Source organism: Pantoea sp. 9140 (genome assembly GCF_000745295.1).
Classification (GTDB): Bacteria; Pseudomonadota; Gammaproteobacteria; order Enterobacterales; family Enterobacteriaceae; genus Pantoea; species Pantoea vagans.
On sequence record NZ_JQNO01000001.1, the window covers coordinates 3285340 to 3305778 of the forward strand.

Here is a 20439-nt window from a genome sequence, read left to right on the forward strand (position 1 = left end):
CTCCCTGCTCCCACTCATTCGCCTTTCCCCACCGATGTTTATGATTTCACTCACACCATGACATTCTTTCACTTTTTTTTAACGCAGAAGTGGCTAGAGTAAACTCATCCGACCACTTAACTGTGAGTGACTATCATGTCCGTCAATCCTGATTATCCTGCGCTGTTTACGCCGCTGGATCTTGGCTTTACTCAACTGAAAAACCGCTTTCTGATGGGATCGATGCACACCGGTCTGGAAGAGCATCCGGATGGCGCAGCCCGGCTGGCGGCGTTCTATGGCGAGCGGGCGCGTGAAGGCGTCGCGCTGATCGTCACCGGCGGCATTGCGCCCAATGCGCAGGGTGTCACCACCGCGCATGGCGCGATGCTTACCGATGAGGCGCAGTGCAGCTGGCATCGTCAGATCACGGCGGCGGTGCATCAGCATCAGGGCAAAATCGCCCTGCAGATCCTGCATACCGGCCGTTACAGCTATCAGCCCGATCTGGTTGCGCCTTCGGCACGTCAGGCCCCGATTAACCCGTTCACGCCACAGGCGATGAGTGAGGCGGCGATTGAACAGACCATTGAGGACTTTGCCCGCTGTGCCCGTCTGGCGCAGCAGGCGGGCTACGATGGCGTGGAGATTATGGGTTCCGAAGGCTACCTGATTAATCAGTTTCTGGTGAAGCACACCAATCAGCGCACCGATCGCTGGGGCGGCGACTTCCGCCAGCGGATGCAGTTCGCGCTGGCAATTACCCGCGCGGTGCGTGCCGCAACCGGCGACGCCTTTATCATCATCTTCCGGCTGTCGATGCTCGACCTGATCGAAGAGGGCAGCGCGCTGGAGGAGACGCTGCTGCTGGCGGGCGAGCTGGAGCAGTGTGGCGTCACGCTGTTCAATACCGGCATTGGCTGGCACGAGGCGCGCATCCCGACCATCGCTACCTGCGTGCCGCGCGCGGCCTTTGCCTGGGTAACGCAGCGCCTGCGAGCCCACGTGTCTGTGCCGGTGATCGCCACCAACCGCATTAACCACCCCGCCGTTGCCGAAGAGCTGTTGCAGTCGGGCTGCGCCGATATGGTCTCGATGGCGCGCCCTTTCCTCGCCGATCCTGCTTTTGTCAGCAAAGCACAGCGCGGCGAACCCGACAGCATCAACACCTGCATTGCCTGTAACCAGGCCTGCCTCGACCAGGTGTTTGCCGGAAAGATCACCTCCTGTCTGGTTAATCCGCGCGCCTGTCATGAGTCGCTGATGCCGGTCATCGCCAGCACCACGCCGCGCAGGCTGGCGGTGGTGGGCGCCGGTCCCGCCGGAATGGCGTTTGCGCTGCAGGCGGCGCAGCGCGGCCATCAGGTGACGCTGTATGAAGCCGCGCCCGACATTGGCGGCCAGTTCAATATTGCCCGGCAGATCCCCGGCAAATCAGAGTTCAGCGAAACCCTGCGCTATTTCCGTAATCAGCTCGCGGCTGCGGGCGTGACGGTTAAAACCGGCTGTCGGGTCACGGCGGATCAGCTGTGTGACGCCGATGAAGTGGTGCTGGCAACCGGCATCCAGCCGCGCACGCCCGATATTCCGGGCATCGATCACCCCAGCGTGCTCAGCTATCTTGAGGTGCTGCGCGATAAGCGCCCGGTGGGTAAACGGGTGGCGATTATCGGCGCGGGCGGGATTGGCTTTGATGTGGCGGAGTATCTGTCACAGCCTTCCCATGACGAGGATCGGGCGGCGTTTTATGCCGAATGGGGCATTGACCACAGTCTGACGCAGCGCGGCGGCATCGTGAAACCTGAGCCGCCTGCCGCGTTACGGCAAATCTGGCTGCTGCAGCGCCGGACGGGGAAACCCGGTGCCGGCCTGGCAAAAACCACCGGCTGGATCCATCGCACCAGTCTGCAGGCGCGCGGCGTAAAGATGTGGGGCGGCGCGGAGTATCTGGCGATTGATAACAACGGCCTGCATCTGCGGCGCAACGGCGAAACGCTGCTGCTGGCAGTCGATAACGTGATTATCTGTGCCGGACAGGAGCCGCAGCGCGAACTGGAAGCCGCGCTGCGTGCAAAAGGACAGGTGGTGACGGTGATAGGCGGTGCAGATGTGGCGCAGGAACTGGATGCGCGCCGCGCGATTGCGCAGGCGACGCAGCTGGCGTTAACGGTCTGACTAGCGCATTTTCACCGCGCGCAGCACCACAAACTTCTGGTTAGAGGCGATCAGCGTGCAGTTGCCGAACAGCTTCTTCAGCTTGTGGTGATAATCGAGGTGGCGGTTGCCGACAATGCGCAACTCGCCGCCATACTGAAGGCAGCGTTTCGCATCGCGGAACATCTGCCATGCCAGATGATCGGTGACGGCGTGCTGTTGATGGAACGGCGGGTTGCACAGCACCGCATGCAGCCGATCCGACGGATAGCCGCTCAGCACGTTGTTCACCAGGAACTGACAGCGCGACAGATCGTCAGGGCGGTTTACTTCCACGTTAAGCTTGCTGGAGGCGACCGCCATATAAGACTCATCAAGGAAATGCACTTCGGCCTGCGGATTCTGCTCCAGCGCCACCAGTCCTACCACGCCGTTGCCACAGCCCAGATCGACAATCTCACCCTCAATGTTTTCCGGCAGATGCTGCACAAACAGCCGTGCGCCGATATCCAGCGACGAACGTGAGAAGACGTTGGCGTAGTTGTGAATCTGGTAAGGGGTGCCATCCAGCGGCCAGACCACCGTCGGCGTCGCCTCACGCAGTGCAGGCTTGCTGAGCTGGCTGAAAATCAGACGCGCTTTTTTCCACGCCAGTGAGGTTTTGGTTTCACCGATGATCTGTTCGAACAGCTGCAGAGTCGAGTTATGGATCTCTTTGGCGCGCGCCGCCGCCAGAATCACCGTATCGGGTGTGACGACTTCGCGAATGGCACGCAGCTGATGCTCCAGCAGCGCCAGCGTTTTCGGTATCTTAATCAGCACCGCCGCCGGAGCCGCCGGCAGTTCAGCCAGGCTATCAACAAAATGTACGTCGCTGTCATCCAGCCCATTGAAGGAAAGGTTCTGACGGGCGGCCTGCTGGCTGAGCCAGGAGTCGCTGACGTTCCAGACGGTGCGTGGACTCAGGGCGCAGGTTAATGCCCCGAAACTGTCGTTGAAGACCAGCACGGGTCCTTCCGGCAGCGCCTGCTGTAACAGATATTCATCAGCCGCATCCCAGGCTTGTAATGGACTTTCGTCACGCATCTGCGGGAAGCGATGCAGGATCAGTGTGCGATCGTTCAGCTCAAGTTGGCTCATGAATTCTCCGGCGTGGTACACTTTGGTTGATTTTCGCCCCAAAAACGGGGGCGCAGTATACTGTCTTTCGCCTGGAATCCCTAATGTCCTCACTGATCTACCTTCAGGGCTATCCTGCCCCTCTGCTTGAGCAGGTTCAGACGCTGATTACCCACCAGCGCTTAGGTGCGTTTCTGCAGGAACGTTATCCCGACACGCACGACGTGATGAGTGATAAAGCGCTGTATGACTACACTCAGGCGCTGAAAAACCGCTATATGCGCAACGCACCACCGATCAGCAAAGTGATGTGGGATAACAAGATTAAGGTGATGAAACACGCACTTGGCCTGCACACGGCCATCTCACGGATTCAGGGCGGTAAACTCAAGGCGAAAGCGGAGATCCGCATCTCGACCTTTTTCCGCCTCGCGCCAGAGCCGTTTCTGCGGATGATCGTGGTGCATGAGCTGGCGCACCTGAAAGAGAAAGATCACGATAAGGCGTTCTATCAGCTCTGCTGCCATATGGAGCCGGATTACCACCAGCTCGAATTTGATGCGCGACTCTGGATGACTGACCAGGCGATGCGCGGCAACGCAGCTTAAAGAAACTCCTGCGCTTTCTGAATCAGGCTGGTTTTGGTCAGCGCCCCCAGAAAGCGTCGCTCCCGGGGATTGTTCAGCACCGGCAGTCGCTCCAGCGTGACCGCCGCAAACGCCTCCCAGCCCTCGCGCATACTCTGATTCTCAAACACCACCGGGAAATCCTGATCCATCACGCACTGCACCGGTGAATCGAGGGTGATCTCCTGCGCCAGCACCCGGCGCGAAATCTCATGAATCGACACCACGCCGAGGAAAGCGCCGGCGGCATTAATGACATAGACGTAGCGTTCACGCTTCAGCGAGCTGACCGCCAGCGCCTGCCCCACTGACTCTTCCGGCTGCAGCGCCGCACCGGGAATGATTAACTCGGCAATGCGCATGTTATCAAAATCATATTTCGCCTCTGAACGGCTGAAATGATGACTCACTACTGGATAGGTACTGGCCGATTGCAGGCGATAGACCACCATTGAAGCCAGCACGGTGGCGATCATCAGCGGGAACAGCAGGCTGCTGTTAAGCGTCATCTCCAGCACCATCAGCATCGCCATCAACGGCGCCTGACTGACTGCCGCCAGCACCGCCGCCATGCCAATCGCGGCATAGAGCAGCACATTACCCAGCGGCAGATGCAGCGCTGCCCCCACCGTGGCGATTATGACGCCAAGCAGCGCGCCAATCAGCAGCGAAGGTGTGAAGAGTCCGCCGACGGCGTTCGACCCTACCGACAGGCTGGTGGCGAGGGTTTTCAGCACCAGCAACAGCAGCAGCCCCGGCAGCAGATAGTTGCCCGCCATCACTTTGACGATGACTTCATAGCCGTTGCCGAGGATATCGGTGGAGATCAGCGCCAGTAAGCCTACCGCAAAGCCGCCCACGCCCAGACGCACGGGCAGCGAGGCAACCCGGCTGAACATCATTTTGCTACGGGCGATGCACTTAATCAGCATCCAGCCCGCCAGTCCGGCGCTCAGACCAATCACTACCGTCATCAGCAGGCTGCTGAGATCCATGGCGAAGCTCGCCTCCGCCAGCGGATAGAGCGCGCTGCGAAAGCCCAGCGTCCACATGGTCATCACCGCCGTTGCCGAGGCGATGATCAGGGGGATCAGCCGCTGCAACGCGGAAATGCCGAAGGCGATCTCCGCGACGAAAATCGCGGAGGCCAGCGGCGCATGGTAGACCGACGCGAGGCCTGCCGCGGCCGCCATCGCCACCACGTCACTGTTTTTCAGGTTAAGCGAGGACGGTAACAGGCGGCCAATCGCGCTGCCGCACAGTGCCGAGAGCTGCACCATCGGCCCCTCTTTACCGATCGACGCACCGCTGCCGATACTGGCAATCGACGACAAGGCGCGGAACAGCGAGGTTTTGGTCGGCACCGCGTCGAGCCGGGCGTTGATCACTTCAAGGTAATCCGTTTTCAACGTCTGCTGCTGCTCGATGGCTACCGCATAACGCAGGAAATAGCCCGCCAGCACCCCGCCTGCGCCCACCAGCAGCGGCCAGAAGATCCACGGCCAGAGATGCAGTGATTCGGTAATGTCGCCGCTGCGGGCAAACAGCAGATGGTTGATCAGCTCAATGACGCCGCGAAAAGCCAGCGTCACCAGCGACGCCGCACACCCGACCGGAATGGCAATCAGCAATGTGGTCCAGTTTAATGCGTGCTTACTTGCTTTCACCTGTGCTCCCTGGTTGATGCCTGTTTATTATCGCTTCCGCATAGTATTGGAATGCGGATCGCAGGATCAATCCCTGCCTGCCCGGCGCGCTTGCACCGCGTCGGTGAGATGTTACTCTGCCGCTTTACCGCTGCCGGAGAGATGACGTGATTCGTTTTGCCATTGTGGGAACAAACTGGATTACACGCCAGTTTATTGATGCCGCTCATGAAACCGGAGCGATGAAGCTCTGCGCGGTCTATTCACGCAGTCAGCAACAGGCTGACGGCTTTATTGCCGATTATCCCTGCAAACAGACCTTCACTTCACTGGATGCCCTGGCCGCCAGCCCGGCGATCGATGCGGTCTATCTTGCCAGTCCCAATGCCCTGCACTGCGAGCAGGCGCTGCTGTTTATGTCGCACGGCAAGCATGTCATTTGCGAAAAACCGCTGGCCTCGAATCTGGCGGAAGCAGAGAAGATGATCGCCTGCGCCCGTGAGCATCAGGTGGTACTGTTTGAGGCGTTTAAAACCGCCAGCCTGCCGAATTTCCTGCGGCTGCAGCAGGCGCTGCCTGACGTGGGCAAACTGCGAAAAGCGCTGCTGAGTTACTGCCAGTACTCCTCACGTTACCCGCGCTATCTCAACGGCGAGAACCCCAATACCTTTGATCCGCGCTGGTCAAATGGCTCGGTGATGGATATCGGGTATTACTGCCTGGCCTCGGCGGTGGCGCTGTGGGGCGAGCCGGATCGTGTGCAGGCCACCGCGACATTGCTGGCGAGCGGCGTGGATGCGCATGGCGTCGTCGTGCTGAACTACGGCGACTTCGACGTGACGATCCTGCATTCAAAGGTGAGCGATTCCAGCCTGCCCAGCGAGATTCAGGGGGAGGCGGGCGCGCTGGTGATTGAAAAGCTATCGGAGTGCCAGCAGCTGACCTTTATCCCTCGCGGTGCGGAAAAGCAGGCGCTGAGCCAGCCGCAGCATATCAACACCATGCTGTATGAAGCAGCCGCGTTTGCCCGGCTGGTTGAGCAGCGTCAGGTGGACCATCCGGGACTTGAGGTTTCGCGGATTACCTCCGCACTGCTGACTGAAATCCGCCGTCAGACCGGCGTGATCTTCCCGGCCGATCGGGCGGCTGTGTAAATATTTCTAAATATGTCTGCGAGGTGTTGCTTCCTGTGCGGCGAGACCGTAACTTACCCTCCTGCAAAGGGGAGTAACTTGTAAGCTGATTGATCGTCATTACGTTGCGCAAGCATCCGGTCATCAGGCAACCCGGAATCCATTTCTGTGTTGTAAGTGAGACCTTGCCGGAAGGCGAGGTTTGCTTACACAAAAATAAGCGGCTGACGTCTTCTGACTTCAGCCGTTTTTTTATTTTTAAGACAGGATACGAATATGCAAACTGTGGGTACGCCTCTACTGTGGGGCAGCTTTGCGGTTGTGGTGCTGATCATGCTGGCTATCGACCTGCTGTTGCAGGGACGCCGCGGCGCGCAGACCATGTCTTTCAAACAGGCGGCTGTCTGGTCGCTGATCTGGGTTTCTGTCTCACTGCTGTTCAGCGCCGCCTTCTGGTGGTATCTGGAGGGTAGCGCAGGACGTGAAGTGGCTAATACGCAGACGCTCGCCTTTCTGACCGGTTACGTGCTGGAAAAAGCGCTGGCGGTCGATAATGTCTTCGTCTGGCTGATGCTGTTCAGCTACTTCTCTATTCCGGCTAATCTGCAGCGCCGCGTGCTGATCTACGGCGTATTGGGCGCTATCGTACTGCGTACCATCATGATCTTCGCGGGTAGCTGGCTGGTCACGCAGTTCAGCTGGATCCTCTATGTCTTCGGTGCCTTCCTGCTGTTTACCGGCGTGAAAATGGCGCTGGCGAAAGAGGATGACGGTGCGGTCGGCGACAAGCCTGTGGTGCGCTGGCTGCGTAAGCATTTACGCATGACCGACGATCTCGACGGCGAGAAGTTCTTCACCCGCAAAAACGGCGTGCTGTTTGCGACCCCACTGCTGCTGGTGCTGATTATGGTGGAACTCAGCGACGTGATCTTTGCCGTCGACAGTATCCCGGCGATCTTCGCCGTGACCACCGACCCGTTCATCGTGCTGACCTCAAACCTGTTCGCTATCCTGGGCCTGCGTGCCATGTACTTCCTGCTGGCGAACGTGGCGGAACGTTTCTCGATGCTGAAGTATGGCCTGGCGATTGTGCTGGTGTTCATTGGCTTCAAGATGCTGATTGTCGACCTTTACCATATCCCGGTGGGTATCTCCCTGGGTGTAGTCGGTGCCATTCTGGCGTCTACCCTGCTGATCAACGCCTGGGTTAACCGCAAAAGAGACCAGAAAAAGCTCGCACCATAATTATCTGCGGGGGCAGCGGATGCCCCTGTTTTATTTTGTGGCAGCCTGTCACGCCATTTCATCTCTCTGTCACACTTCCACTATCCAGCATAATAAAAACCTGACCTGTGCCACAACGACAGAACTTTCTCTTTTCTCAGCCTGTCATTTCCTTATACTCCGCCGGGCAAACCGTTTTAGCCGATGTAAAACATCGCGTCTGAAACTACATCCGCGACAAAATATAGAAAATATTATGCAGAAAACTCTCTCCGCACGTCTGGGCACACTGCTCGCCGGAAGCCTGGTGAAGCAAATCATGATTGGGCTGATCGCCGGTGTGGCGCTCGCCTGGATTTCACACGATGCCGCGCTGGCGGTTGGTCTGCTGGGTGAACTGTTTGTCAGTGCGCTGAAAGCGGTCGCGCCATTGCTGGTTCTGGTACTGGTCATCGCTTCGATTGCCAACCACCAGCAGGGCCAGAAAACCAATATCCGGCCAATCATCATGCTCTATCTGCTGAGCACCTTTTTCGCGGCGGTCGTCGCGGTGGTCTTCAGCCATCTGATCCCGCAAACGCTGACGCTGGCGGTGGGCAGCACGGAAATCGTTCCCCCTTCCGGCATTACCGAAGTGTTGCGTGGACTGTTGATGAGCATGGTGTCGAATCCGATCACGGCTCTGATGCAGGCGAACTACATCGGCATTCTGGTATGGGCGATTGGCCTGGGGCTGGCGTTCCGTCACAGCAGTGACAGCACCCGTGCCTTTCTCAACGATGCCTCTGAGGCGGTGACCTGGCTGGTGCGCTGCGTCATCCGCTGCGCCCCGGTTGGTATTTTCGGTCTGGTGGCGTCGATTCTGGCCTCAACCGGCTTTGGCGCGTTGTGGCAATATGCCCATCTGCTGGCGCTGCTGCTGGGCTGCATGGTGCTGATGGCGCTGGTGGTAAACCCGCTACTGGTGTTCTGGAAAATCCGTCGTAACCCTTATCCGCTGGTCTTCACCTGCCTGCGTGAAAGCGGCGTGACCGCCTTCTTTACCCGCAGTTCTGCCGCCAATATTCCGGTGAATATGGCGCTGGCGAAACGTCTGGATCTGGATGAGGATACCTATTCGGTGTCGATTCCGCTGGGCGCGACCATCAGTATGGCGGGGGCGTCGATCACCATTACCGTGCTGACGCTGGCAGCGGTGCATACGCTGGGGATCAGCATTGATGTGCCGACGGCGATTCTGCTGAGTCTGGTGGCGTCACTCTGTGCCTGTGGCGCATCGGGCGTGGCGGGCGGTTCGCTGCTTTTGATTCCGGTTGCCTGCAATATGTTCGGCATTCCGAATGATCTGGCGATGCAGGTGGTGGCGGTCGGCTTTATTATCGGCGTCCTGCAGGATTCAGCGGAAACCGCGCTGAACTCCTCAACCGATATTCTGTTTACCGCCGCGGTCTGTCAGGCAGAAGCGGAGCGCGAAACCAGCCGGGCCTGATTCTGGAATACAAAAAGACGATTAGTCGGTATATGGCCCTGGACGGCTCACAGTAAGCCTTTGCGCCTTGCCTGAACCAGTACCGACTGAATTCGTTAACTGATTACATTTTTGAATTCAGATTTGGGTCTTACGCCTGTTTCAGCCTGATAAGCCGATAATACGAAGGTTGCTTCAATGCCTGAATCATCAGGCAATGGGTAACCGGGCGCGACATGACGTTTTTGGCATACTGCCCGTCCTTTAAAGCGGGCAGGATTTCAAATGGCGGACACGTTAGGGTGTGATAAACGCGATAGGGTTTAACGTGGGTCTTAAAACCAGCCCTTTCAGTAAGTTTTCAGATACGATCAAACAGAAAATCGAGGGCAGATTTTATCACCACCGCCTGACCGCTGATGTTCTCCACGTCTTCGCGTAGCGCCTTTTCCGGTACACTCGCCATTTCGTGGGTCATCATCACGTATTTTTGCCCCTCTATGACCAGAATTGGCGTTAGCCGGTCAGCACGTGGCCCTTTGTAGTTCTCATGCGGGAACAGAGGAATAGCCATCCGGGTTTTCCGCCGGCCAATGATGTCGCTCTGAACGTCCAAAACTAATGGGTATATCTCCGCCTTCCCGGTGTTCCTGTAAACGTCAAACTGCATCAGAACGTCCTGTGTTCGTCAGAGAAAAGGCCATGCTCATCACTGAGCTGGTTCAGATAGTCGATAGCGTCCGCGTTTTCATGTTTCCAGCGTTCTGCTGCGAGAGATTTCAGCTCTGCGCGCACCGCTTTAGCAAGTGTCTGAGAGAAGTTAATCCCTGCTTCACGCGCTTCCAGGGCCAGTTTCGTGTCGATAGTGACGTTGATGTTTTTCGTTGGTTTTGTGGCTACTTCACCCATATAAACCTCCAGCGTGCGTATTGATGTGGGTAGACTACACACATCAATAGCTCGCAAACAAGGAAAATTAAGTCCAGGCGATCGAAAAGATGTTCCTTTGTGTCTGACATTCTCTTCGCCTTAAAGCGCAGGGAATACGGGCAGAGCAGGATAAGCGACCCGCCCCCCGGATAAAAATGCCATGAGCATTTTTTGAACAACGTAAAACGTGGGTCCTGCAACCGGCCAGAATTTATCAACGATTTGAAACGACCCGCACTTTAGCGGGTCGTTTTTGTTTAGAGCGTCACACCGCTTTTGAAAATCGCCAGCTCGCGGAAATCGTTCTTCTCATTGTTGGTCTGCTGACCGCTGGCAATTGCCACAATGCTGTCGACAAAATCTTCCAGCATCGCATCCATGCTCATCCCCTCGATCAAACGTCCGGCATTAAAGTCGATCCAGTGCGGTTTTTTCTCCGCCAGCGGCGTGTTGGTCGCCAGCTTCACCGTCGGCACAAAACCCCCATACGGTGTGCCGCGTCCGGTACTGAACAGCACCATGTGGCAACCGGCTCCGGCCAGCGCACTGGTGGCAACCGCATCATTACCCGGTGCGCTCAACAGATTCAGCCCCGGCGTTTTTAACCGCTCGCCATACTTCAGCACATCGACCACCTGGCTCTGTCCTGCTTTCTGGGTACAGCCCAGCGACTTCTCTTCCAGCGTGGTGATGCCGCCCGCTTTGTTGCCCGGTGACGGGTTCTCGTAGATCGGCTGCTGGTGATCGATAAAGTACTGTTTGAAGTCGTTGATCATCGCCACCGTTTTGCTGAAGGTCTCTTCGTCGCGGCAGCGGCTCATCAGAATCCGCTCTGCGCCAAACATCTCCGGCACTTCAGTCAGCACGGTCGTGCCGCCATTAGCGATCATCTGATCTGAGAAACGCCCCAGCAGCGGGTTGGCAGTGATACCTGAAAAACCGTCTGAGCCGCCGCACTCCAGACCAAACTTCAGCTCGCTGAGCTTGCCTGGCTCGCGCCGGTCGTGGCGCATTTTTTCATACAACGCATGCAGACGCTCCAGCCCGGCTTCCACCTCGTCATCGTGCTGCTGGCAGACCATAAATTCGACCCGGTCACTTTCGAACGCGCCAAGCGTATCGCGGAAGGCATCGACCTGATTGTTCTCACAACCCAGACCAATCACCAGCACCGCGCCCGCGTTGGGATGGCGCACCATATTCTGCAGCATGGTGCGGGTGTTTTCGTGGTCCTGCCCCAGCTGCGAGCAGCCGAAGGTGTGGCTGAACAGGAATGCACCGTCAATGCCTTCTGCCTCCTGGGTCTCTTTCAGGAAACGCTGCAGGATCTGACGTGCAATCCCGTTGACGCAGCCAACGGTCGGCAGGATCCACAGCTCATTGCGGATGCCGACTTCGCCGTTAGCGCGACGGTAGATCTGCACCTCACGGTCACCCGGCTGCGGTGGCAGCGTCACAAAATCGGGCTGATACGCATAATGATCCAGATCGCTGAGATTAGTGCGGGCGTTCTGCGAATGGATGACCTCACCGGCGGCCACAGGTTGTGTGGCATGGGCAATTGGCAGCCCATATTTGATTACCAGCTCATCCTGCGCGATAGGCTTCAGGGCAAATTTATGCCCGCGTCCGACGGCCTGTTGCAACGCCACGCTCAGTGGCGGCAGCGCTATCGTGGCGCCCGCATCCAGGTCACGTAACGCCACGGCGACATTGTCGCGGGGATCAATTTTGATTGCATCTTGCATAGCGTTATCTCAGTTGGCTCAGCGCCTCACGCATTCCGTGAGCGATGATATTTTGCAGGTGTCGGGTAACAACCGCAGCCAGTCCGGGCTGACGGGTTAAATCTTCGCCCCAGTGTTGCGCGTCGCTGAGCACAGCGTGCACCAGCTGTTGCGGCGACATCTGGTCCGCATCAACCGCTTTCCAGCCGTCGGCGTAGCGCTGTAGCCACTGCGGCTCATCCTGTAACGGCCAGCTTTTTCCGGCTGACTCACCGCGGTAGAAAGCAATCAGCGCCGCCAGCGCAAAGGTGATGTGTGTCGGCCATTCACCGGTTTGCTGATGTGCGGCAAGCAGTGGCGTCAGGAGACGGGTGCGGAATTTGGTCATGCCGTTGAGGGCAATCGACAGCAGCGCGTGACGAATGAACGGATTGCGGAAGCGCCGCTGAACCGCATCGGCAAAGGCGTGCAGTTCGTTTGTCGGCAGATCCAGCGTCGGGATCACTTCGTGACGCAGCAGGTTGTCCACAAATCCGGCAATGGCCGGATCGGCCATCGCCTCACCCACGCTCTCAATCCCGGCCAGAAACGCCACCGGCACCATCGCGGTATGCGCGCCGTTAAGGATGGCCACTTTCTGCGCTTTATAGGGCGCAATGTCATCCACATGCCGGACCTGCGGCGACAGCGCCGCCAGCTTCAGCTCACTGAACAGCGCCGACGGCCCCTGAATAACAAACTGATAGTAGACTTCACCCGCCACCAGATAGCGATCTTCATAACCCAGCTCACGTTGCAGCTGCTCGCTTTCCGCCGGGAAGCCGGTAACGATGCGGTCAACCAGGGTGTTGTAGAAAGCACAGTGCTGATGAATCCAGGTTTTAAATTCGGATGGAAGATGCCAGTGATAGGCGTAGCGCAGAACCAGATCGCGCAACGCGTCGCCGTTATGGTCAATCAGCTCGCACGGCACCACCAGCCAGCCCCGATCGCTGGCCCCATTGAAGTGTGAATAGCGCGCCCACAGCAGTTGCGTCAGTTTGCCCGGGAAGCTACTGGCAGGCTGATCGGTGAGCTGGTCCGTGCCGACAAAAGTGATGCCCGCCTCAGTGGTGTTGGAAAAGACCATACGCAGGTCAGGATTCCGGGCCAGCGCCATAAATTCGCCGAACTGCTGCCAGGGCTGGATTTCACGGTTGAGGCTGCGGATCAGCCGGGTTTCGCTGACCTGCTCGCCCTGATCGTTCAGTCCGCGGATCAGCGTGGTGTAGAGGCCATCCTGCTGGTTCAGGCTGTCGCTGACTTCACGGTTGCGCGGCCGCACCACCACGATCCCGGCGTCGGTGCCCTGATGTTCATTCAGCCAGTCAACCTGCCAGTCGATAAAGGCGCGCAGGAAATTGCCTTCGCCAAACTGGATCACCCGGTCGCGATAGACTGCACCGGGAAAGTCGTGGCGGTTTAGCCTTTTCATTATCAGGCTCCCAGCTCGATACCGAAGTAATCGCGGGCGTTGTTAAAGCAGATGTTCTGTACCATCTGACCTAACAGCGCTTCATCGGCGGGGGCTTCACCCTGCTCTACCCAGCGGCCAATCATCTGGCACAGCAACCGGCGGAAATATTCGTGGCGGGTGTAGGAGAGGAAGCTGCGGCTGTCGGTCAGCATCCCGACGAAGCGGCTCAGCAGGCCAATCTGCGCCAGCTGCGTCATCTGACGCTGCATACCGTCCAGCTGATCGTTGAACCACCAGGCTGAACCGAACTGCATTTTGCCCGCCTGACCTTCTCCCTGGAAATTGCCCGCCATGGTGGCCAACACTTCGTTGTCGCGCGGATTCAGGCAATAGAGGATAGTTTTCGGCAGTGCATTGTTGAGATTCTGCGCGCCCAGCAGACGTGCCAGCGGTTCCGCCAGCGGCTGGTCGTTGATGGAGTCAAAGCCCACATCCGGCCCCAGCAGCTGATACTGGCGCGGGTTGTTATTGCGCAGTGCGCCAATGTGGTACTGCTGTACCCAGCCACGGCGGGCATATTCGCTGCCCAGCCAGACCAGTACCGCCGTTTTAAACTGGGCCGTTTCCTGCGGGTTCGGCGCGGCACCGCTACGACGACGCGCCAGGATTGCATCCAGCGTGGCGTCATCCGCCTCGGCATAACAGACCACATCCAGCGCGTGATCGGAAACTTTACAGCCGTGAGCCGCAAAGTGATCCAGCCGCTGATACAGTGCGCGGCGCAGATCGTCAAAACGCTGAACGCTGATGTCGGTCAGCTGCTCCAGCGTCTCGATCCACGGCAGGAAGGTGTCGGCTTCGATATTAAAGGCTTTATCCGGACGCCAGCTCGGCAGCACCTTGACGCTGAAGCTGGCATCGTCTGCCAGTGCACGGTGATGGCGCAGGTCATCCAGCGGATCGTCGGTGGTGCCGACCATCTTCACCTTCATCTGCTGCATGATGCCGCGCGTGGTAAAGCTATCCTGAGCCAGCAGTTCATTGCAGCGATGCCAGATGCTGTCGGCGGTTTTATCAGAAAGCAGCGTATCGGTAATGCCGAAAGGCCGGCGTAATTCCAGGTGGGTCCAGTGATAAAGCGGGTTGCCGATGGTGTGCGGCACGGTGCGTGCCCAGGCATCAAATTTTTCACGATCGCTGGCGTTACCGGTACAGAACGCTTCAGCCACACCGTTGGCGCGCATTGCCCGCCATTTGTAGTGATCGCCCTTCAGCCAGATGTCATAAAGGTTAGCGAAACGATAATTTTCGGCAATCTGCTGCGGCGGTAAGTGGCAGTGGTAGTCGAAAATCGGCTGATCCTTCGCGTAGTCGTGATAGAGACGACGGGCGAATTCGCTATCCAGTAAAAAATCCTCGGTCATGAAACGTGACATACAAGCTTCCTCATCGACTGAACCACTGATGGCCCAAAGTTATCATACCAATTTTAGTCCGTTACGGATTTATTTGCGATCCTGCTCACATAAACGGCGGTCCCTGACTGCCGTTATGGACGTTTCTGTCGCCCGCAGCGCGCTAAATGGCTGTCATTACGCAGGTTTCCAGTATCCCACAGTGCAGAAAGGGTTTTTGTGATGGCTCTCAACTTTTAAAGTTGTATAACAAGTTAGGCTCTCGCTCCATCATGAGGTCGTTAGAGACTCAGATAACGGCAAGGTCATAACAGGGTTGCTCACACAGAACCTGCGGGCGTGAGCAGAGCTGCATCACGTGCTGTCCCGCTCCAGATAACAACAGCGGCAAGACCGCATACAGAACTGGAAGAGGTAGAGGATGTGTAAGATCAAAGGGTTACGCTGGTACATGATTGGACTGGTGACGATCGGCACAGTGTTGGGATATCTGACCCGTAACACCATTGCCGTGGCGGCTCCGACATTAATGTCAGAGCTGCATATCACCACGCAGCAGTACTCCTACATCATTGCGGCCTATTCAGCCTGCTACACGCTGATGCAACCGGTGGCAGGTTATGTGCTGGATCTTCTCGGCACCAAAGTCGGCTATGCCATGTTTGCCGTGTTGTGGGCAATATTCTGTGCCGCAACCGCGATGGCAGGCAGCTGGGGCGGCCTGGCTCTGGCACGTGGCGCCGTCGGTGCAGCTGAAGCAGCGATGATTCCGGCTGGACTGAAGGCAAGCAGTGAGTGGTTCCCGGCCAAAGAGCGTTCCGTCGCAGTGGGTTATTTTAATGTCGGTTCGTCTATCGGGGCGATGCTGGCTTCGCCGCTGGTGGTCTGGGCGATCGTGGCGCACAGCTGGCAGATGGCCTTTATCATGACCGGCGTACTGAGCATGGCCTGGGCGCTCTGCTGGCTGGTGTTTTACAAGCACCCGAAACAGCAGAAGAAGCTGAGCGATGAAGAGCGCGACTATATTCTCTCCGGTCAGGAAGCGCAGCATCAGACCGGCAACACCCGCAAAATGTCGGCCCTGCAGATTATCCGTAACCGCCAGTTCTGGGGCATTGCCCTGCCGCGTTTTCTGGCAGAACCGGCATGGGGTACGTTCAACGCCTGGATTCCGCTGTTCATGTTCAAGGTGTACGGCTTCAACCTGAAAGAGATTGCGATGTTCGCCTGGATGCCGATGCTGTTTGCGGATTTCGGCTGCATTCTGGGTGGCTATCTGCCGCCGCTGTTTCAGCGCTGGTTCGGCGTTAACCTGATCGTCTCCCGTAAGCTGGTGGTGACAATGGGTGCAGTGTTAATGATAGCGCCGGGCACCATCGGGCTGTTCACCAGTCCTTACGTCGCCATTGGTCTGCTGTGCGTCGGCGGGTTTGCGCATCAGGCCCTCTCTGGCGCGCTGATCACCCTGTCGTCAGACGTTTTTGGCCGCAACGAAGTTGCGACAGCTAACGGCTTAACCGGCATGGCCGCCTGGACCGCCAGCACCCTATTTGCGCTGGTTGTCGGCGCCCTGGCCGATACGCTGGGCTTCAGCCCGCTGTTTGCCGCACTGGCGGTGTTTGATCTGCTGGGTGCCGTTGTTATCTGGACGGTCCTGAAAAATAAACCGATTTCAGAGCTGAATACTGAAGCGGTTATTCCACAGGCTAGCATTGTTCGCAGTTAATCTGCCGGGCTGGCTTGCGCCAGCCCATTTCCTCGCACGCCCTGAAGTGGTATAACAACTTATCTGTCTGCTACCAGGATTGTGCTATGGACATCACTGAATCCCGTCGACTCTATCAACAGCTGGCCAGCGAGCTGAAAAGCCGCATTGAAACCGGAATCTATCCGGTGGGTGACAAACTGCCTGCTGAGCGCCTGATTGCCGAAGAGATGGAAGTGAGCCGTACCGTCGTCCGCGAAGCGATCATCATGCTGGAAGTGGAAGGCTATGTTGAGGTCCGTAAAGGTTCAGGCATTCACGTCATTGCCAGCCAGCAGCAGAATCGTATCGCCGCCACCAGCAGCCAGCTCGAGTTTGCCACCTTTGGTCCGTTTGAATTACTTCAGGCGCGCCAGCTGATTGAGAGTAACGTGGCGGAATTCGCTGCCACCCAGGTAACGCGTCAGGACATTATCGATCTGATGGCGATACAGGAAAAAGCCCGCCAGGAGGATCACTTCCGCGACTCCGAGTGGGACATGCAGTTTCATGTGCGTATTGCGCAATCCACCCAGAACAGTGCCTTAGCCGCCATCGTTGAAAAAATGTGGCTGCATCGTCTGCACAATCCCTACTGGCTTAAACTTCACGAACATATCGACCAGCGCAGCATTCTCAGCTGGTGCGACGACCACGATCAGATTCTTAAAGCGCTGATGCGTAAAGATCCCGCCGCCAGCAAACTGGCGATGTGGCAACATCTGGAAAATACTAAACAGATGCTGTTTAACGCGACGGCGGATGATTTTGAATTTAACGTGGATCGTTACATGTTTGGTGAAAATCCGGTCATCCTGCCTGATGGGTCCAATAACGCCCGCTAAACGTGCCTGAAAACACCCTGAGATGGTCAGTTAATCTGCAATAGTGTCAGGTCATGTAAAGCTCCTTTTTACACGCCGTTTCACAAGGTAAAACTCCTGTTCGCCAGAGAGTTTTCCTGTCTCAGACAGGCGATTTTTGTTACAGTTATCGCCCTTTTATTACCCTTTGCGACAGGGTTTTATAAAGTCGCTGATTTAACAATCAATTCTGGAAGGATCCGGAAAACCCCGCCCAGGCTGCGCTCCTAAAATTTATAACTAAATGCCGGTCTGCGTTTAAGTCCCTGTGGGACATATTTAACAATGATGTTCAGGAATGATTGATGGATATTTTGCAAGCGTTGCTGCATGCCCTGTGGCAACAGGACTACGAAACCCTCTCCGACCCCACGCTGGTATGGGCCATTTACGGCGTGCTGTTCATGATTTTGTTTTTAGAAAATGGCCTGCTTCCTGCCGCATTTCTGCCGGGTGACAGTCTGCTGATTCTGGTCGGCGTTCTGATTGCCAAAGGCACCATGAGTTTCCCATTAACGATTCTGGTTTTAACCACCGGAGCCAGCCTCGGCTGCTGGGTGAGCTACATTCAGGGCCGCTGGCTGGGCAATACACCTACGGTACAGAAATGGCTTTCTCATCTACCCGCCCAGTATCATCTGCGCGCGCACAGTATGTTCCACCGTCACGGCTTATCTGCCCTGTTGATTGGCCGCTTTATCGCCTTTGTGCGAACGCTGCTGCCAACCATCGCCGGGTTATCAGGCCTCAGCAATGCCCGCTTTCAGTTCTTTAACTGGGTGAGTGCTTTTCTCTGGGTGGTCATTCTGACCGTTATCGGCTTTGCACTGGGTAAAACCCCCATTTTCCGTCGTTATGAAGATGAGATGATGTTCTTCCTGATGATGCTGCCGCTGGCGCTGCTGGTCTTTGGCCTGGTGGGGTCGCTGGTCGTGTTATGGCGTAAGCGTCAGGCGAATCAGAACGGGAAAGCCGAGTAATGAAACTGCTGCAGGCTATTCCTAAACGGTGGATACCGTGGTTGATTGCTGGCGCGCTTGCGCTGACCGCGCTTTGTGTGGTTCCTCCTCTGATGCAGCACGAGACGGTGGTGCAGATTCGGGTTTCTCATGCTGGCGCAACGCTGCCTGATGGCTTTTATCTCTATCAGCAATTAAGCGCGCAGGGGATCCGTATCAAAAGCATCACGCCTGCGGGTGACGCACTGATCATTCATTTTGACAGTGAAGAGCAGAGCCTGGCCGCACAGAAGGTATTACGCCGCCTTCTGCCGCAGGGCTTTATCGTCGCTCAGCACGATCACGCTCAGCACCTCTCTCTGGCGTAATCTGACCCTCTCTTTGCTTTCAGACCGCCGCGAAAGGGTGCGGCGGTCTGAAAGGCTCTCTATCTCCCGGTCTTCTTTGAACTTTTTACTATCGATGTCTATGCTTAACCGAGAGTCGATTTTCAGCACCTGCAGGCATAATGCCTGACGCGTGATGACGAATCAGGTCGCAATGGAAGGTTCAGGACCGATGAAATATCAAGTATTGCTGGGCGTCGCGCTGCTTTCGCTGTCGGGGTCGCTGCTGGCAGCAGAATCGCTTTGTGAACAGAAAGAACAGGATATTCAGCGTGAAATCGGGATGGCGCAGAAGCATAACAACCAGCGCCGGGTTAACGGCCTGGAGCGTGCGCTGACCGAAGTCCGGGCTGATTGCAGCGATAAAAAGCTGGAAGCCGCCCATCTGGAAAGAATTAATGCTCAGAAGCAGAAAGTGGCTGAGCGTGAGCACGCACTCAGGGAAGAGCGTGAAGAGGGCCATGACAGGGAGAAGATTGCCAAACGACAACAAAAACTGGATGAAGCACGCCGGGAGCTGAAAAAGTTACAGGCGGAGCCCTATTAATCGGAATTAACCCACTGATGTTAAAGGAGTATTTTATGTCTAAAGACACATCATCGGAACATTTGCGTGCTGAACTGAAAAACCTTGCCGACACCCTGGAAGAAGTGCTGAGCAGCAGCACCGAAAAATCCAAAGGCGAGCTGGATAAACTTCGCAGTAAAGCGCGTGATGCGCTGGACAGCTCACGTGAGCGTCTGGGCGAATCAGGCGAACGCATCGCAGCGACTACGCGCGAAGCGGCGCAGAAAGCCGAAGGCTACGTGCGTGAGAATCCATGGCATGGTGTGGGTATCGGTGCAGCGATTGGCGTCGCACTCGGCATGCTCATTTCGCGTCGCTAACCATGGCCGACTCACAGCAGAACCACGGCCCGGCTAAAGGGGTCATTAACATCGGCCAGCGTATCGTTACCACGCTGGTTGGCATGGTTGAGACACGCGTTCGTCTGGCAGTGGTGGAACTGGAGCATGAGAAAGCGAATCTGATACAGATGCTGTTGATGATTGGCCTGACAATGCTGTTCACTGCATTTGGTCTGATGAGCCTGATGGTTCTGATCATCTGGGCAGTCGATGCACAATATCGTCTGATGGCGATTGGCATCACGACCGGTACGCTGTTTTTGCTGGCGGTTATTTTCGGGCTCTGGACGCTTCACAAATCACGTCAGTCCACGCTGTTGCGCCATACGCGCAAAGAGCTGGAAACAGACCGTAATTTGCTTGAGGACCAGCGCTGATGAGCCGCCGCGAGCGTGAAGAACGCATCCATGAACTGCTTAAGCATGTGCAGCAGCAGCGGCTGGATTTAAGCGCTGCGCGGCGTGACTGGCTGGAAGGCACCTCCCACTACGATCGCGGCTGGTTTACTTTCCTCAGCTTACGTCGCTATCTGGCCATTGGCAGCAGCGCGCTCGCCGTTTACTCCATTCGCAGTCCGAGCAAGCTGTTACGCTGGGCGAAGCGGGGATTCGGTGCCTGGAGCACCTGGCGCATGATCAAGTCTGCTATGCCCCCGCGTTAATCCCGCTTAAAGCCGGTCCTGAAAAGGCCGGCTTTTCTTC

General features: G+C 56.8%; 20 protein-coding genes. 13 read left to right on the forward strand and 7 right to left on the reverse strand.

Annotated features, from left to right (window positions below):
* Positions 1 to 135: 135 nt before the first annotated feature.
* Entirely contained in the window at positions 136 to 2154 is a 2019-nt protein-coding gene (locus FA92_RS15165; protein ID WP_033784080.1) for an NADPH-dependent 2,4-dienoyl-CoA reductase, read from the forward strand.
* Here FA92_RS15165 and rlmG read toward each other — a convergent pair whose 3' ends face one another.
* The gene (gene rlmG, locus FA92_RS15170) at positions 2155 to 3273 is read right to left on the reverse strand and encodes a 23S rRNA (guanine(1835)-N(2))-methyltransferase RlmG (RefSeq protein ID WP_033784081.1); all 1119 of its coding nucleotides are present in this window, start codon (positions 3271 to 3273) and stop codon (positions 2155 to 2157) included.
* A gap of 83 nt (positions 3274 to 3356) precedes the next feature.
* On the opposite strand from rlmG, the gene FA92_RS15175 reads away from it, so the two are divergent.
* Positions 3357 to 3860, forward strand: coding sequence for a M48 family metallopeptidase (locus FA92_RS15175; protein ID WP_013359120.1), 504 nt, complete (start codon positions 3357 to 3359; stop codon positions 3858 to 3860).
* Here FA92_RS15175 and FA92_RS15180 read toward each other — a convergent pair.
* Entirely contained in the window at positions 3857 to 5545 is a 1689-nt protein-coding gene (locus FA92_RS15180; protein ID WP_033784082.1) for a chloride channel protein, read from the reverse strand. The genes FA92_RS15175 and FA92_RS15180 overlap by 4 nt on opposite strands.
* 146 nt (positions 5546 to 5691) lie before the next feature.
* On the opposite strand from FA92_RS15180, the gene FA92_RS15185 reads away from it, so the two are divergent.
* From FA92_RS15185 to sstT, 3 genes are all read left to right on the forward strand, one after another.
* Positions 5692 to 6678: a Gfo/Idh/MocA family oxidoreductase gene (locus tag FA92_RS15185; protein ID WP_033784083.1), complete on the forward strand. Its 987-nt coding sequence runs from the start codon at positions 5692 to 5694 to the stop codon at positions 6676 to 6678.
* A gap of 255 nt (positions 6679 to 6933) precedes the next feature.
* Complete coding sequence (locus FA92_RS15190; RefSeq protein WP_013359123.1) at positions 6934 to 7902, forward strand: TerC family protein; 969 nt, start codon at positions 6934 to 6936, stop codon at positions 7900 to 7902.
* Between the two features lie 235 nt (positions 7903 to 8137).
* Positions 8138 to 9370, forward strand: coding sequence for a serine/threonine transporter SstT (gene sstT / locus FA92_RS15195; protein WP_033784084.1), 1233 nt, complete (start codon positions 8138 to 8140; stop codon positions 9368 to 9370).
* Positions 9371 to 9710: 340 nt separating this feature from the next.
* Here sstT and FA92_RS15200 read toward each other — a convergent pair whose 3' ends face one another.
* From FA92_RS15200 to uxaC, 5 genes are all read right to left on the reverse strand, one after another.
* A complete protein-coding gene (locus FA92_RS15200; RefSeq protein WP_033784085.1) occupies positions 9711 to 10019 on the reverse strand; it encodes a CcdB family protein in 309 nt (102 codons plus the stop codon).
* A complete protein-coding gene (locus FA92_RS15205) occupies positions 10019 to 10258 on the reverse strand; it encodes a type II toxin-antitoxin system CcdA family antitoxin (protein WP_013359125.1) in 240 nt (79 codons plus the stop codon). Before FA92_RS15205 ends, FA92_RS15200 begins: the two co-directional genes overlap by 1 nt.
* 278 nt (positions 10259 to 10536) lie before the next feature.
* The gene (locus FA92_RS15210) at positions 10537 to 12027 is read right to left on the reverse strand and encodes an altronate dehydratase family protein (RefSeq protein WP_033784086.1); all 1491 of its coding nucleotides are present in this window, start codon (positions 12025 to 12027) and stop codon (positions 10537 to 10539) included.
* Positions 12028 to 12031: 4 nt separating this feature from the next.
* Positions 12032 to 13480, reverse strand: coding sequence for a tagaturonate reductase (locus tag FA92_RS15215; protein WP_033784087.1), 1449 nt, complete (start codon positions 13478 to 13480; stop codon positions 12032 to 12034).
* Between the two features lie 2 nt (positions 13481 to 13482).
* Positions 13483 to 14898 (reverse strand): glucuronate isomerase, encoded by a 1416-nt coding sequence (gene uxaC, locus FA92_RS15220; protein ID WP_033784088.1) that lies wholly within the window; start codon positions 14896 to 14898, stop codon positions 13483 to 13485.
* 400 nt (positions 14899 to 15298) lie between these two features.
* Here uxaC and FA92_RS15225 point away from each other — a divergent pair, with 400 nt between their 5' ends.
* The 8 genes from FA92_RS15225 to FA92_RS15260 all read left to right on the forward strand — a co-directional run bounded on the left by FA92_RS15225 (position 15299) and on the right by FA92_RS15260 (position 20399).
* The gene (locus tag FA92_RS15225) at positions 15299 to 16603 is read left to right on the forward strand and encodes an MFS transporter (RefSeq protein ID WP_033784089.1); all 1305 of its coding nucleotides are present in this window, start codon (positions 15299 to 15301) and stop codon (positions 16601 to 16603) included.
* Positions 16604 to 16689: 86 nt separating this feature from the next.
* A complete protein-coding gene (gene exuR, locus FA92_RS15230; RefSeq protein ID WP_013359130.1) occupies positions 16690 to 17466 on the forward strand; it encodes a transcriptional regulator ExuR in 777 nt (258 codons plus the stop codon).
* A gap of 323 nt (positions 17467 to 17789) precedes the next feature.
* Positions 17790 to 18464, forward strand: a complete 675-nt coding sequence (locus FA92_RS15235) for a DedA family protein (RefSeq protein ID WP_003850219.1) — start codon at positions 17790 to 17792, stop codon at positions 18462 to 18464.
* Complete coding sequence (gene mzrA, locus FA92_RS15240; protein WP_013359131.1) at positions 18464 to 18811, forward strand: EnvZ/OmpR regulon moderator MzrA; 348 nt, start codon at positions 18464 to 18466, stop codon at positions 18809 to 18811. Before FA92_RS15235 ends, mzrA begins: the two co-directional genes overlap by 1 nt.
* 190 nt (positions 18812 to 19001) lie before the next feature.
* Positions 19002 to 19376, forward strand: a complete 375-nt coding sequence (locus FA92_RS15245; protein WP_033784674.1) for a DUF1090 domain-containing protein — start codon at positions 19002 to 19004, stop codon at positions 19374 to 19376.
* A 35-nt stretch (positions 19377 to 19411) separates the two neighbouring features.
* Complete coding sequence (locus tag FA92_RS15250) at positions 19412 to 19717, forward strand: YqjD family protein (RefSeq protein ID WP_033733985.1); 306 nt, start codon at positions 19412 to 19414, stop codon at positions 19715 to 19717.
* A gap of 2 nt (positions 19718 to 19719) precedes the next feature.
* Positions 19720 to 20115 carry a phage holin family protein gene (locus FA92_RS15255; RefSeq protein ID WP_033733987.1) on the forward strand — a complete coding sequence of 132 codons (396 nt, stop codon included), beginning with the start codon at positions 19720 to 19722 and terminating at the stop codon, positions 20113 to 20115.
* Positions 20115 to 20399, forward strand: a complete 285-nt coding sequence (locus tag FA92_RS15260; RefSeq protein ID WP_033784090.1) for a YqjK-like family protein — start codon at positions 20115 to 20117, stop codon at positions 20397 to 20399. The genes FA92_RS15255 and FA92_RS15260 overlap by 1 nt, the downstream gene beginning before the upstream one ends.
* Positions 20400 to 20439: the final 40 nt, after the last annotated feature.